This is a genomic window from Cellulosimicrobium sp. JZ28, from assembly GCF_015327065.1.
GTDB lineage: Bacteria > Actinomycetota > Actinomycetes > Actinomycetales > Cellulomonadaceae > Cellulosimicrobium > Cellulosimicrobium funkei.
Map to the genome: position 1 here is coordinate 598,158 of NZ_CP017660.1, position 12,769 is coordinate 610,926.

The following is a 12,769-nucleotide window of genomic DNA, read 5'->3' on the forward strand; positions in this document are numbered from 1 at the left end:
TCCCAGCGTAAGCCGCGGCGGTGCGACCGCGGGCGCGGGGACGTGGAAGCATGGGCGCCATGCCCCGTGCCAACCTGGACAAGAAGCCCTCCGAGGTCGCGTCGATGTTCGACGGGATCGCCTCCCGGTACGACCTGACCAACGACATCCTGTCGCTCGGGCAGGACCGCGCGTGGCGCCGGGCGACGGTCCGCGCGGTCGGTGCGCTGCCGGGCGAGAAGGTGCTCGACCTGGCGGCCGGGACGGGCACGTCCTCGGAGCCGTTCGCCGACGACGGCGTGCGCGTCGTCCCGTGCGACTTCTCCATCGGCATGCTCCAGGTCGGCAAGGAGCGCCGCCCGGACCTCCCGTTCGTCGCCGGGGACGCGACGCGGCTCCCGTTCGCCGACGGCACGTTCGACGCGGTGACGATCTCGTTCGGGCTGCGCAACGTCGTCGACACCGCGGGGGCGCTGCGCGAGATGCTGCGCGTCGTGCGGCCGGGCGGGCGCGTGGTGATCTGCGAGTTCTCGACCCCCACGTGGGCGCCGTTCCGCGTCCTGTACCAGGAGTACCTGGTCCAGGCGCTGCCGCGCATCGCCTCGGCGGTGACGCGCGAGGGCGGGTCGTACGAGTACCTCGCCGAGTCGATCGCCGCGTGGCCGGACCAGCAGGGCCTGGGCCGTCTCCTGCTGCGCGCGGGCTGGGAGAAGGTCGCCTACCGCAACCTCTCCGGCGGGATCGTCGCGCTGCACCGGGGCGTGCGCCCGGCCTGACGCCACACCAGGACGAGGCCCCGCGCGTGCCGCGCGGGGCCTTCTCGGCGACCCCGGCGGCGCGCGGCCGCGTCGGCACGCGTGCGCGGCGCTGACCTGGGACGACGGTGCCCCGGGCGGGCGCGGACGCGCGGGAGGCTAGGCCATCGTGGCGCCGGCCCCCTTGCCCGCGAGTCCTCGTCCCCAGGGTCGGGCGTCGCCGCGTGCCGGGACCTTCGTCACAGGATCTCCCAGGGAAGGGTCGCCTTGCTACACATCTCCCGTCCGCAGTGACTAGAGTAGCGGTGTCCATTGTGACCGACTTCACAAGGACAGTGGGTGCACCGTGTCCCGAGCCGGGCCACGGTGGAGCATCGCACGAGGACTCCGACGACGGGACGGCGAGGTGGGCACGGTGGGCGCGAGGCTCGACGACGCCGACGTGATCGTCGTGGGCGCCGGCCCGGCCGGTTCCGCGGCCGCCCACTACTGCGCCGCCGCGGGCCTGAGCGTCCTCCTCCTCGAGAAGTCCGCCTTCCCGCGCGACAAGATCTGCGGCGACGGCCTGACGCCGCGCGCGGTCGCCGAGCTCGTGCGCATGGGCGTCCCCACGCGCGCCGAGGACGGCTGGATCCGCAACCGCGGGCTGCGCGTCGTCGCGAGCGGCCGCTCGTGGGAGCTCGCGTGGCCGGACCTCGCGTCGTACCCCAGCTACGGCATGGCCCGCGCGCGCCACTCGTTCGACCGCACGCTCGCCGAGCACGCGCAGCGCACCGGCGCCAAGCTGCTCGAGCGCACCGCCGTCACCGGCCCCGTCCTCGACGAGCGCACGGGCCGCGTCGTCGGCGTCACGGCGCGCCCCGTGGACGAGAAGGGCCGGCGCGCCGGGGACGAGGTCACCTACCGGGCGCCCGTCGTCATCGCGGCCGACGGCGTCTCGTCCCGCTTCGCGCTCGCCCTCGGCCTCGCGCGGCGCGAGGACCGCCCGATCGGCGTCGCCGTCCGGACCTACTTCCGCACGCCCCGCCACGACGACCCGTGGATGGAGTCCCACCTCGAGCTGTGGGACGGCAAGCCCCGCGAGTCGAACCTGCTGCCGGGCTACGGCTGGATCTTCTCGCTCGGCGACGGCACGGCGAACGTCGGCCTCGGCTCGGTGAGCTCGACGCCCGCGCGGCAGTCCGCGGCCAACGTCGACTACAAGGACCTGTTCGCCACCTGGATGCGCAACGCGCCCCCCGAGTGGGAGTTCACGGAGGAGAACCGGCTCGCCCCGGTGCGCGGCGCGGCGCTTCCCATGGGCTTCAACCGCACGCCGCTGTACACGCGCGGCGTGCTGCTCGTCGGGGACTCGGGCGGCATGGTCAGCCCGTTCAACGGCGAGGGCATCGCCTACGCGATGCAGGCCGGTCGGGCCGCGGCCGACGTCGTGGCCCAGTCCCGCGTGCGCCTCACCGACGCGGGGCGCGAGCGTGCGCTGCAGACGTACCCGCGCCTCATGCGGCGCGAGCTCGGCGGCTACTACACGCTCGGCCGGTACTTCGTGAAGCTCATCGAGCACCCCGAGATCATGCGGATCTGCACGCGCTACGGGCTCCCGCGCCCGGTCGTCATGCGGTTCGTCCTCAAGCTCCTGTCGGACTGCTACGAGCCCCGCGGCGGCGACTGGGTCGACCGCGTCATCGCCGGGCTGACCAGGGTGGTGCCATCGTCATGAGCCCACGAGGTGGGCCGGCAAGCGCGCACCACGCAGCGCCGGCACTCGCACCACCTGACCGCGGACCCGGACGACGCCGTCCGGGGAGACCCGTCCCGAGCCCCCACTCGAGGAGTCGACGATGACCAACCCGTACGTCCCGCTGCTCGTCCTCATGGGCGTGGCCGCCGTGCTCGCGCTCGGCGGCGTCGCCGCGAGCGCGGTCATCGGCCCCAAGCGGTACAACCGTGCCAAGCTCGACGCCTACGAGTGCGGCATCGAGCCCACGCCCCACGCCGTCGGCGGCGGGCGCTTCCCGATCAAGTACTACCTCGTCGCGATGACGTTCATCGTCTTCGACATCGAGGTCGTCTTCCTCTACCCGTGGGCCGTCGACTTCGCGACGCTCGCGACGTTCGGGCTGGTGGCGATGCTCGCGTTCCTCGCGCTCATCACCGTCCCGTTCGTCTACGAGTGGCGCCGCGGCGGCCTCGAGTGGGACTGACGGTGGCACCCAGCGGGGGCCCCGGCGGGCACCGGCGAGAGAACTAGGAGAGACACCATGGGGATCGAGGAAGCTCCCTCGGGCTTCTTGCTCACCACGATCGAGGACCTCGCGGGGTACCTGCGCAAGGCGTCGCTGTGGCCCGTGACCTTCGGCCTCGCGTGCTGCGCCATCGAGATGATGGCGGCGGGCGCGTCGCGGTTCGACCTGTCGCGCTTCGGCATGGAGGTCTTCCGCGCGTCGCCGCGCCAGGCGGACCTCATGATCGTGGCCGGGCGCGTGAGCCAGAAGATGGCGCCGGTCGTGCGACAGGTCTACGACCAGATGAGCGAGCCCAAGTGGGTCCTGTCCATGGGCGTGTGCGCGTCGAGCGGCGGCATGTTCAACAACTACGCGATCGTCCAGGGCGTCGACCACGTCGTCCCGGTCGACATCTACCTGCCCGGCTGCCCGCCGCGGCCGGAGATGCTCATCAACGCGATCCTCGCGCTGCACGACCAGATCCAGCACGAGCCGCTCGGCGTGAACCGCAAGGAGGCGGCGCGCGCCGCCGAGGCGGCGGCGCTCGAGGCGACGCCCACGTTCCAGATGAAGGGGCTGCTGCGGTGACGGACGAGAAGAGCGGCGCCGGCACGCCGGTGCCGCAGCCGGAGGAGGTGAACGGCCCCCGGTCTGCCGACCTCGTGACCGGTGCCGGGGCGCCCCGCACGCTCGAGGTCGTCGAGGTCCGCGAGGGCATGTTCGGCGTCCACGGCTCGGGCGACACGTCCGGCTACGGCGGCCTGGTGCAGCCCGTCGCGATGCCGGGCGCGAGCGCGCGCCCCTACGGCGGCTGGTTCGACGAGGTCGTGGACGTCCTCGCCGAGGTGCTCGAGGCCTCCGGCGTCGCGTTCGACGCCGCGGTCGAGCGCGTCGTCGTCGACCCGCCCGGCGCGCACGCCGAGCTGACGCTGCACGTCCACCGCGACCACCTCGTCGAGGTGTGCCGGGCGCTGCGCGACGACCAGGACCTGCGCTTCGAGCTGAGCCTGGGCGTGAGCGGCGTGCACTTCCCGCACGACGTCGGCCGCGAGCTGCACGCCGTCTACCACCTGACCTCGATCACCCACGGCCGGCGGCTGCGGCTCGAGGTGTCGGTGCCCGACGCGGACCCGCACGTGCCGACCACGACGTCCGTCTACCCGACGAACGACTGGCACGAGCGCGAGACGTGGGACTTCTTCGGCATCGTCTTCGACGGCCACCCGTCGCTCGCGCGCATCGAGATGCCCGACGACTGGCCGGGCCACCCGCAGCGCAAGGACTACCCGCTCGGCGGGATCCCCGTCGAGTACAAGGGCGCGACCGTGCCCCCGCCCGACACGAGGAGGTCGTACTCGTGAGCACGCACACCACCGGCGCCCCCGGCGGCGCCCCGCACGCCACCCGTCCGCCCGTCGGCGACTTCGACCCCGGCGTCCCGAGCTTCGAGGCGTCCGGCGGCGACTGGGCCGAGATCGCGGAGAGCGCCGTCGCGGCCGCCGCGCTCGGCGAGGAGCGCATCGTCGTCAACATGGGTCCGCAGCACCCGTCGACGCACGGCGTGCTGCGCCTCATGCTCGAGATCGACGGCGAGACGGTCACCGAGGCGCGCTGCGGCATCGGCTACCTCCACACCGGCATCGAGAAGAACATGGAGTTCCGGACGTGGACGCAGGGCGTCACGTTCTGCACCCGCATGGACTACCTCGCGCCGCTGTTCCAGGAGACGGCGTACTGCCTCGCGGTCGAGAAGCTCCTCGGCATCACGGACGACGTGCCCGAGCGGGCCAGCGTCATCCGCGTGCTGATGATGGAGCTCAACCGCATCGCGTCCCACCTCGTGTGCCTCGGCACGGGCGGCAACGAGATGGGCGCGACGACCGTCATGACCATCGCGTTCACCGCGCGGGAGGAGATCCTGCGGATCTTCGAGGCGGTCACGGGGCTGCGCATGAACCACGCGTACGTCCGCCCGGGCGGCGTCGCGCAGGACGTGCCGCCGGACCTCGTCGAGCAGGTACGCCGGGCGGACCCGCTCGTGCGCCGCTACCTCGGCCAGCTCGGCGACCTCATGCTCGCCAACCCCATCTTCAAGGGGCGCCTCGTCGGGGTCGGGCACCTCAACCTCGCGGGCTGCATGGCGCTCGGCGTCACCGGACCGGTGCTGCGCTCGACGGGCCACCCGTACGACGTGCGCAAGTCCGACCCGTACTGCGGCTACGAGACGTACGACTTCGACGTCCCGACCGCGACGGGCGCCGACTGCTACGACCGCGTCGTGCTGCGGCTCGAGGAGTGCTACCAGTCGCTGCACATCGTCGCGCAGTGCCTGGACCGCCTCGAGGCGACGGCGGGTCAGCCCGTCATGGTCGGCGACCGCAAGATCGCGTGGCCCGCGCAGCTCGCGATCGGGAGCGACGGCCAGGGCAACTCGCTCGAGCACATCAAGGAGATCATGGGCTCCTCGATGGAGGCCCTGATCCACCACTTCAAGCTCGTCACCGAGGGCTTCCGGGTCCCCGTGGGGCAGGCGTGGCAGACCGTGGAGCACCCGCGCGGCGAGCTCGGGGTGCACCTCGTGTCCGACGGCGGCACGCGCCCCTACCGGGCGCACTTCCGCGACCCGTCGTTCAACAACCTCCAGGCCGTGGCGGCGATGTGCGAGGGCGGCCAGGTGGCCGACGTCGTGGTCGCGGTCGCGTCCCTGGACCCGGTGCTGGGAGGGGTGGACCGATGACCATCGACGCCGGACCTGCGACGGACGGGACGCCCGCCGGGCGTGCCCGCCCCGGGTACGACGCGGAGACGACGGCGCGCCTCGCCGCCGACGCCGCGCAGATCGTCGCGCGCTATCCCGAGTCCCGCTCCGCGCTGCTGCCGATGCTGCACCTCGTGCAGTCCGAGGACGGCTACGTGTCGCGCGACGGCATCCTGTTCTGCGCGGAGCAGCTCGGGCTCACCGCCGCGGAGGTCTCCGCCGTCGCGACGTTCTACACCCAGTACAAGCGCCACCCCAACGGCACCTACACCGTGGGCGTCTGCACGAACACGCTGTGCGCGATCATGGGCGGCGACGCGATCTTCGACGAGCTGTCGGACCACCTCGGCGTCGGGCACGACGAGACCACCGAGGACGGCGCGATCACGCTCGAGCGCGTGGAGTGCAACGCGGCCTGCGACTACGCGCCCGTGATGATGGTCAACTGGGAGTTCTTCGACAACCAGACCCCCGGCAGCGCGACGGACGTCGTGGACCGGCTCCGTGCCGGCGAGCCCGTCGCCCCGACGCGCGGCGCGGCGAGCGTGTGCACGTTCAAGCAGATGAGCCGCGTGCTCGCCGGCTTCCCCGACGGCCGCGCCGACGAGGGCGTCGGCGCGGGCGAGCCCACCCTCGCCGGCCTGCGGCTCGCGCGCGAGCACGGCTGGACCGCCCCGACCGGCGAGGCGGACGCGGAGGCGGCCCCGGACGGCGGCGCTCCCGCCGGCGGTGCGCCCGACGTCGGCGAGGCGCAGTCGAGCGCCGAGCGGAAGCCGACGACCGACGCCGACGTCGACCCCGGCGGCAAGGCAGAGTCGCCCGGCACGAAGCCCGACCCGTCGAAGGGAGCGGACGCATGAGCGAGCAGCAGAGCACCGAGACCCGCCCGGCGCCGGACCCGCTGACCCCGGTCCTGTCGGACACGTGGGACGCGGACCGGTCCTGGACGCTCGCGTCCTACCTGGACCGTGGCGGCTACGCGGGCCTGCGCGCCGCGCTCGGGCAGGACCCGGGCGACGTCGTCGCGACGGTCAAGGCGTCCGGCCTGCGCGGCCGTGGCGGCGCCGGGTTCCCCACGGGCATGAAGTGGGGCTTCCTGCCCGCGCCCGACGGCGGCCCGCGCTACCTCGTCGTCAACGCGGACGAGTCCGAGCCGGGCACGTGCAAGGACATCCCGCTCATGCTCGCGAGCCCGCAGGCGCTCGTCGAGGGCGTCGCGATCACGTCGTACGCGATCGGGTGCCGGCACGCCTTCATCTACGTGCGCGGCGAGGTGCTGCACGTGTACCGCCGCCTGCTGCGCGCGGTCGAGGAGGCGTACGAGGCGGGCTACCTCGGCAAGGACGTGCTCGGGTCGGGCTTCGACCTCGACGTCACGGTCCACGCCGGGGCCGGCGCGTACATCTGCGGCGAGGAGACGGCGCTGCTCGACTCGCTCGAGGGCCGCCGCGGGCAGCCGCGGCTCAAGCCGCCGTTCCCCGCGGTCGCGGGCCTGTACGCGCGCCCGACGGTCGTCAACAACGTCGAGTCGATCGCGAGCGTGCCGTCGATCGTCGCGCGCGGCGCGGACTGGTTCACCTCGATGGGCACGGAGCGCTCGGCCGGCGTCGGCCTGTTCTCGCTCTCCGGGCACGTGACGCGGCCGGGGCAGTACGAGGCCCCGCTCGGCACGACGCTGCGCGAGCTGCTCGACCTCGCGGGCGGGATGCGCGGGGGCAAGGCGCTGAAGTTCTGGACGCCGGGCGGCTCGTCGACGCCGCTGTTCACCGACGCGCACCTCGACACCCCGCTCGACTACGAGTCGGTCGCGGCGGCGGGCTCGATGCTCGGCACGCGCGCGCTCCAGCTCTTCGACGAGACGACGTGCGTCGTGCGGGCCGTGAGCCGGTGGACCGACTTCTACGCGCACGAGTCGTGCGGCAAGTGCACGCCGTGCCGCGAGGGCACGTACTGGATGAAGCAGGTCCTGGCGCGCATCGAGGCGGGCCAGGGCACGGAGGCCGACCTCGACCTGCTCCTCGACACGTGCGACAACATCCTGGGCCGCGCGTTCTGCGCGCTCGGCGACGGCGCCACGTCGCCCGTCACGAGCAGCATCGCGCTGTTCCGCGACGAGTACGAGGCGCACATCACGGAGCACCGCTGCCCGTTCGACCCGGCGGCCTCGGCGCTCTTCGACTACACGCCCCGCCCGGCCCGCGTCCTGACGGCAGGAGTGCACTGATGACGACCACGACCCCCGCCCCGGGCACCGGCTCCTCGGCCGTCGCGCCCTCGGGCGGCGCGGCCAAGCCCCCGGCCCCCGCGGACCAGGTGACGTTCACGATCGACGACATCGAGATGTCGGTGCCCAAGGGCACGCTCGTGATCCGCGCGGCCGAGCAGATCGGGATCCAGATCCCGCGGTTCTGCGACCATCCGCTGCTCGAGCCCGCCGGGGCGTGCCGCCAGTGCCTCGTCGAGGTCGCGGCGCCCGACCGCGAGGGCAACGTGCGACCCATGCCGAAGCCGCAGGCGTCGTGCACGCTCGAGGCGACGCCGGGCATGGTGGTGAAGACCCAGCGCACGAGCCCGGTCGCCGACAAGGCGCAGCACGGGATCATGGAGCTGCTGCTCATCAACCACCCGCTCGACTGCCCGGTGTGCGACAAGGGCGGCGAGTGCCCCCTGCAGAACCAGGCGATGAGCAACGGGCGCGCGACCAGCCGGTTCGTCGACGTGAAGCGCACGTTCCCCAAGCCGATCGCCGTCTCGACGACGATCCTGCTCGACCGCGAGCGCTGCGTCCTGTGCCAGCGGTGCACGCGCTTCTCCCAGGAGATCGCGGGCGACGCGTTCATCGACCTGCAGAAGCGTGGCGCCGCGCAGCAGATCGGGCGCTTCGACGAGGCCGTGCTCGACTTCGCGCCGCCCGCGGGCCAGGCGCCCGGCGACCGCCCGGTGGGCCTGGCCCTGGAGGACGAGGCGGGCCTCCCGTTCGCGTCGTACTTCTCCGGCAACACCGTGCAGATCTGCCCGGTCGGCGCGCTCACGGGGGCGGCGTACCGCTTCCGGTCCCGCCCGTTCGACCTGGTCTCGACGCCGTCGGTCGCCGAGCACGACTCGTCCGGGTCGGCGATCCGCGTCGACCACCGCCGGGGCGTCGTGCTGCGCCGCCTCGCGGGCCAGGACCCGCTGGTCAACGAGGAGTGGATCACCGACCGGGACCGCTTCGCCTTCACGTGGCAGTCCGCGCCGGACCGCCTCACGCACCCGCTCGTGCGCGACCGCGAGGTCGCGCCCGACGGGACCGTCACGCGCGGCGAGCTGCGCCCGGCCTCGTGGGCCGAGGCGCTCGAGGTCGCGGCCGACGCCCTGACCCGGGCCCGCGACGCGGGCGGGGTCGGCGTCCTGCCGGGCGGGCGGCTCACGGTCGAGGACGCCTACGCGTACGCCAAGCTCGCGCGCACGTGGCTGCGCACGAACGACGTCGACCACCGGGCCCGCGCGCACAGCGCGGAGGAGGCGGACTTCCTCGCGCACGCCGTGGCCGGCACGGGTCTCGGCGTCACCTTCCCCGACCTCGAGAAGGCCCCCGCGGTCCTGCTCGTCGGCCTCGAGGCCGAGGAGGAGGCGGGCGTCGCGTTCCTGCGCCTGCGCAAGGGCGCGCTGCGTCACCGGGTCCGCGTGTTCTCCGTGGCGCCGTTCGCGTCGCGCGGCGTGCAGCGCATGCACGGCACGCTGCTCCCCGCCGCCCCGGGCACCGAGGCCGAGTGGCTCGACGGCATCGCCGCGGGCGACCGGGTCCGCACGCTCGACGAGGCGAGCGGCACCGACGACGTCCTCGCCGACGCGAGCGACGCGCTCCGCCAGCCGGGGGCGGTCGTCCTCGTGGGCGAGCGGCTCGCCGCGACGCCCGGCGGGTACAGCGCGCTGCTGCGCGCGGTCGCCGCGACGGGCGCACGTCTCGCCTGGGTCCCGCGCCGAGCGGGCGAGCGCGGCGGCGTCGAGGCGGGCACGCTGCCCAACCTCCTGCCGGGCGGACGCCCGGTCGCCGACGCCGCGGCCCGCGTGGACGTCGCGACCGTGTGGGGCGCGGCGACCACCGAGGACCACCCCGCGGGGCTGCCCACGGCGCCGGGCCGCGACCTGGGGGAGATGCTCGACGCGCTCTCGGTCGGCCAGCTCGCGGGCATCCTCGTGGGCGGGCTCGAGCTCGACGACCTGCCCGACCCGGCGCACGCGCGCCGCGCGCTCGAGGCAGCGGACGTCGTCGTCTCGCTCGAGGTGCGGCGCTCGGCGGTGACGGAGTACGCCGACGTCGTGCTCCCGGTCGCCCCGCCCGTGGAGCGGGCCGGGGCGTTCGTCAGCTGGGAGGGACGTGTGCGCCCGTTCCCGGCCGCGCTCGCCTCGACCGCGATGCCCGACCACCGCGTGCTCGACGCGCTCGCGGACGCCGCCGGCGCCCCGCTCGGCCTGCCGACGCTCGAGGCCGTGCGCGCCGAGCTCGAGCAGCTCGTGGGCGACGGCGCGTGGGACGGCGCGCGCGCCGCGGCGCCCACGGTCGACGCGACCGAGCCGCCCGCCGTCGCGCCGGGGACCGCGGTCCTCGCGAGCTGGCGCCTCCTGCTCGACGACGCGCGCGGCCAGGACGGCGAGCGGTACCTCGCCGGCACGGCCAAGCGCCCCGTGGCCCGCCTGTCGGCGGCCACGGCCGCCGCGGTCGACGTGTTCGACGGCGAGCTCGTGCGCGTCGTCACCGACCGGGGCGCGGTCACGCTCCCCGTGGTGGTGACCGACATGGTCGACCACGTGGTGTGGCTGCCGCTGCGCTCGCCGGGGTCGTCCGTGCACGCCACGCTCGGCGCGGTGCCGGGCGACCTCGTCCGGCTCGAGCCGGGGACCACCGACGGAGGGGAGGGCGCATGAGCGGCCTGCACGCGCTCCACGCGCTGGCCACCGAGACGCCGGCGGTGCCTGGCATCACGGCGAACTTCTCGCAGGACAACGGCTGGACGTACCTCGTCAAGGCCGTCCTCATCCTCGTCTTCCTGCTGACGAGCGTGCTCTTCGCGATCTGGTTCGAGCGCAAGGTCGTCGCCCGCATGCAGGTGCGGCCCGGCCCGAACTGGCACGGCCCGTTCGGCCTGCTGCAGTCGCTCGCCGACGCGATGAAGCTCCTGCTCAAGGAGGACATCACCGTCAAGGCGGCCGACAAGTTCGTCTACCTGCTCGCGCCGATGATCTCCGTGTTCTGCGCGCTCCTCGTGTTCGCGGTCATCCCGTTCGGGCCCGAGGTGCAGATCCCGTTCACGGACTACGTGACGCCCGCCCAGCTCACCGACTTCCCGGTCGCGACGCTCTACATCCTCGCGTGCGCGTCGCTCGGCGTGTACGGGATCGTGCTCGGCGGCTGGTCGTCCGGCTCGACGTACCCGCTGCTCGGGTCGGTCCGCTCGACGGCCCAGGTCATCAGCTACGAGCTCGCGATGGGCCTGTCGCTCGTCTCCGTCTTCCTCATGGCGGGGTCGATGTCGACCTCGCGCATCGTCGACTCGCAGACGCAGCTGTGGTGGTTCCTCCCGCTCCTGCCGGCGTTCGTCATCTACGTGATCTCCATGGTCGGCGAGACGAACCGCCTGCCGTTCGACCTCCCCGAGGCCGAGGGCGAGCTCGTGTCCGGGTACATGACCGAGTACTCGTCGATGAAGTTCGCGTGGTTCTTCCTCGCGGAGTACATCAACATGCTCAACGTCTCCGCGGTCGCGACGACGCTGTTCCTCGGCGGGTGGCGGGCCCCGTGGCCGCTCTCGGCGATCAACGACGGGATGTTCAACGAGGGCTGGTGGCCCATCCTCTGGTTCCTCGTCAAGGTCTGGGCCGTCATGTTCTTCTTCGTGTGGGTGCGCGGCACGCTGCTGCGCCTGCGCTACGACCAGTTCATGCGCTTCGGCTGGAAGGTCCTCATCCCCTTCGCGCTCGCGTGGCTCGTGCTGCTCGCCGTCGCCCAGGCCGTGCGCCAGTTCCTCGACGTGGACCTGCGCGTGTTCATCGGGATCGCGGTCGCGATAGCGCTCGTCGTCGTGGTCGTCGTCTGGTTCTGGCCCGAGAAGAAGGCGCCACCCGGCGCCGCTCCGCGCGCCGCGGGCACCGCGCCCGAGCCGTTCGACGCGTTCGCCGGCGGCTTCCCCGTCCCGCCGCTGCCCGGCCAGTCGCTCCCGCCCTCGCCGCGCCGTCGGGCCCTCGTGCCCGACGACGCGGGCGCGGCCAGGACGTCCGCACCGGGTGCCGGTGCTCCCCGCGACACACCGCACGACAAGGAGGTCGACCGTGGCTGACGACCAGAAGCCGGACCGGCCGGGCGAGTACGAGGTCCGCCGCCCGCAGGCGAAGGGCTTTCGCGAGCTCGTCGCGCCCGTCGCCGGGTTCGGCGTGACCTTCTCCTCGATGTTCCGGCCGACCGTGACGGAGCAGTACCCGCGCCAGAAGGTGCCGCCCAAGCCGCGCTACCACGGCCGGCACCAGCTCAACCGGTACCCCGACGGGCTCGAGAAGTGCATCGGGTGCGAGCTGTGCGCCTGGGCGTGCCCCGCGGACGCGATCTACGTCGAGGGCGCGGACAACGCCGACCTGCCCGACGGCGGCCACATGTCGCCCGGCGAGCGGTACGGCCGCGTCTACCAGATCAACTACCTGCGCTGCATCTTCTGCGGGCTGTGCATCGAGGCGTGCCCGACGCGCGCGCTGACGATGACCAACGAGTACGAGCTCGCCGGCCCGACGCGTGAGGGCATGATCTGGGAGAAGCAGGACCTCCTCGCGCCGCTGCGCGAGGGCATGCTCGCCGCGCCGCACCCGATGGTGCCCGGGACGTCGGACACCGAGTACTACCGCGGAGAGGTGAGCGGACCGGTGGCCGAGCAGGTGGAGTGGGTGCGCGAGCACCGGCCGGACGACCCGACGCTCCCGCCGGAGCCGGCGGGCCGCGAGCCGGAGGTCCGGCGGGTCACGCAGCCGTCCGGGCGGTCCGCCCGTCCGTCGGCCCGGAAGGGCGCGCGGTGATCGGGGGCGGCGGC

At 73.6% G+C, this 12,769-nt stretch carries 11 protein-coding genes; all 11 read left to right on the plus strand.

The window, feature by feature from the left end:
• The first annotated feature begins 59 nt into the window (after window positions 1–59).
• A complete protein-coding gene (locus tag BJP59_RS02665) occupies window positions 60–755 on the plus strand; it encodes a demethylmenaquinone methyltransferase (protein WP_086149607.1) in 696 nt (231 codons plus the stop codon).
• Window positions 756–1,149: 394 nt separating this feature from the next.
• Entirely contained in the window at window positions 1,150–2,451 is a 1,302-nt protein-coding gene (locus tag BJP59_RS02670; RefSeq protein WP_228485243.1) for a geranylgeranyl reductase family protein, read from the plus strand.
• Between the two features lie 121 nt (window positions 2,452–2,572).
• Window positions 2,573–2,935 carry an NADH-quinone oxidoreductase subunit A gene (locus BJP59_RS02675; RefSeq protein ID WP_021481795.1) on the plus strand — a complete coding sequence of 121 codons (363 nt, stop codon included), beginning with the start codon at window positions 2,573–2,575 and terminating at the stop codon, window positions 2,933–2,935.
• 57 nt (window positions 2,936–2,992) lie between these two features.
• Window positions 2,993–3,544 carry a NuoB/complex I 20 kDa subunit family protein gene (locus BJP59_RS02680; protein WP_021481794.1) on the plus strand — a complete coding sequence of 184 codons (552 nt, stop codon included), beginning with the start codon at window positions 2,993–2,995 and terminating at the stop codon, window positions 3,542–3,544.
• Window positions 3,541–4,317, plus strand: coding sequence for an NADH-quinone oxidoreductase subunit C (locus BJP59_RS02685; protein ID WP_021481793.1), 777 nt, complete (start codon window positions 3,541–3,543; stop codon window positions 4,315–4,317). The genes BJP59_RS02680 and BJP59_RS02685 overlap by 4 nt, the downstream gene beginning before the upstream one ends.
• Window positions 4,314–5,693 (plus strand): NADH-quinone oxidoreductase subunit D, encoded by a 1,380-nt coding sequence (locus BJP59_RS02690; protein WP_074808817.1) that lies wholly within the window; start codon window positions 4,314–4,316, stop codon window positions 5,691–5,693. The genes BJP59_RS02685 and BJP59_RS02690 overlap by 4 nt, the downstream gene beginning before the upstream one ends.
• Window positions 5,690–6,574, plus strand: a complete 885-nt coding sequence (gene nuoE / locus BJP59_RS02695) for an NADH-quinone oxidoreductase subunit NuoE (RefSeq protein WP_194522138.1) — start codon at window positions 5,690–5,692, stop codon at window positions 6,572–6,574. Before BJP59_RS02690 ends, nuoE begins: the two co-directional genes overlap by 4 nt.
• Window positions 6,571–7,938: an NADH-quinone oxidoreductase subunit NuoF gene (nuoF, locus tag BJP59_RS02700; protein ID WP_051027979.1), complete on the plus strand. Its 1,368-nt coding sequence runs from the start codon at window positions 6,571–6,573 to the stop codon at window positions 7,936–7,938. Before nuoE ends, nuoF begins: the two co-directional genes overlap by 4 nt.
• Window positions 7,938–10,622: an NADH-quinone oxidoreductase subunit G gene (locus BJP59_RS02705; protein WP_194522139.1), complete on the plus strand. Its 2,685-nt coding sequence runs from the start codon at window positions 7,938–7,940 to the stop codon at window positions 10,620–10,622. Before nuoF ends, BJP59_RS02705 begins: the two co-directional genes overlap by 1 nt.
• Window positions 10,619–12,031 (plus strand): NADH-quinone oxidoreductase subunit NuoH, encoded by a 1,413-nt coding sequence (gene nuoH / locus BJP59_RS02710; protein ID WP_168946164.1) that lies wholly within the window; start codon window positions 10,619–10,621, stop codon window positions 12,029–12,031. Before BJP59_RS02705 ends, nuoH begins: the two co-directional genes overlap by 4 nt.
• Window positions 12,024–12,755 (plus strand): NADH-quinone oxidoreductase subunit NuoI, encoded by a 732-nt coding sequence (gene nuoI / locus BJP59_RS02715; RefSeq protein ID WP_076403183.1) that lies wholly within the window; start codon window positions 12,024–12,026, stop codon window positions 12,753–12,755. The genes nuoH and nuoI overlap by 8 nt, the downstream gene beginning before the upstream one ends.
• The last annotated feature ends 14 nt before the right edge of the window (window positions 12,756–12,769 follow it).

Bases quoted from the DNA above. Each gene is read 5' to 3' on its own strand.
- BJP59_RS02680 (WP_021481794.1), top strand. From the start codon at position 2,993: ATGGGGATCGAGGAAGCTCCCTCGGGCTTCTTGCTCACCACGATCGAG.
- BJP59_RS02705 (WP_194522139.1), top strand. From the start codon at position 7,938: ATGACGACCACGACCCCCGCCCCGGGCACCGGCTCCTCGGCCGTCGCG.
- BJP59_RS02675 (WP_021481795.1), top strand. From the start codon at position 2,573: ATGACCAACCCGTACGTCCCGCTGCTCGTCCTCATGGGCGTGGCCGCC.
- nuoE (WP_194522138.1), top strand. From the start codon at position 5,690: ATGACCATCGACGCCGGACCTGCGACGGACGGGACGCCCGCCGGGCGT.
- BJP59_RS02665 (WP_086149607.1), top strand. From the start codon at position 60: ATGCCCCGTGCCAACCTGGACAAGAAGCCCTCCGAGGTCGCGTCGATG.
- nuoH (WP_168946164.1), top strand. From the start codon at position 10,619: ATGAGCGGCCTGCACGCGCTCCACGCGCTGGCCACCGAGACGCCGGCG.
- nuoF (WP_051027979.1), top strand. From the start codon at position 6,571: ATGAGCGAGCAGCAGAGCACCGAGACCCGCCCGGCGCCGGACCCGCTG.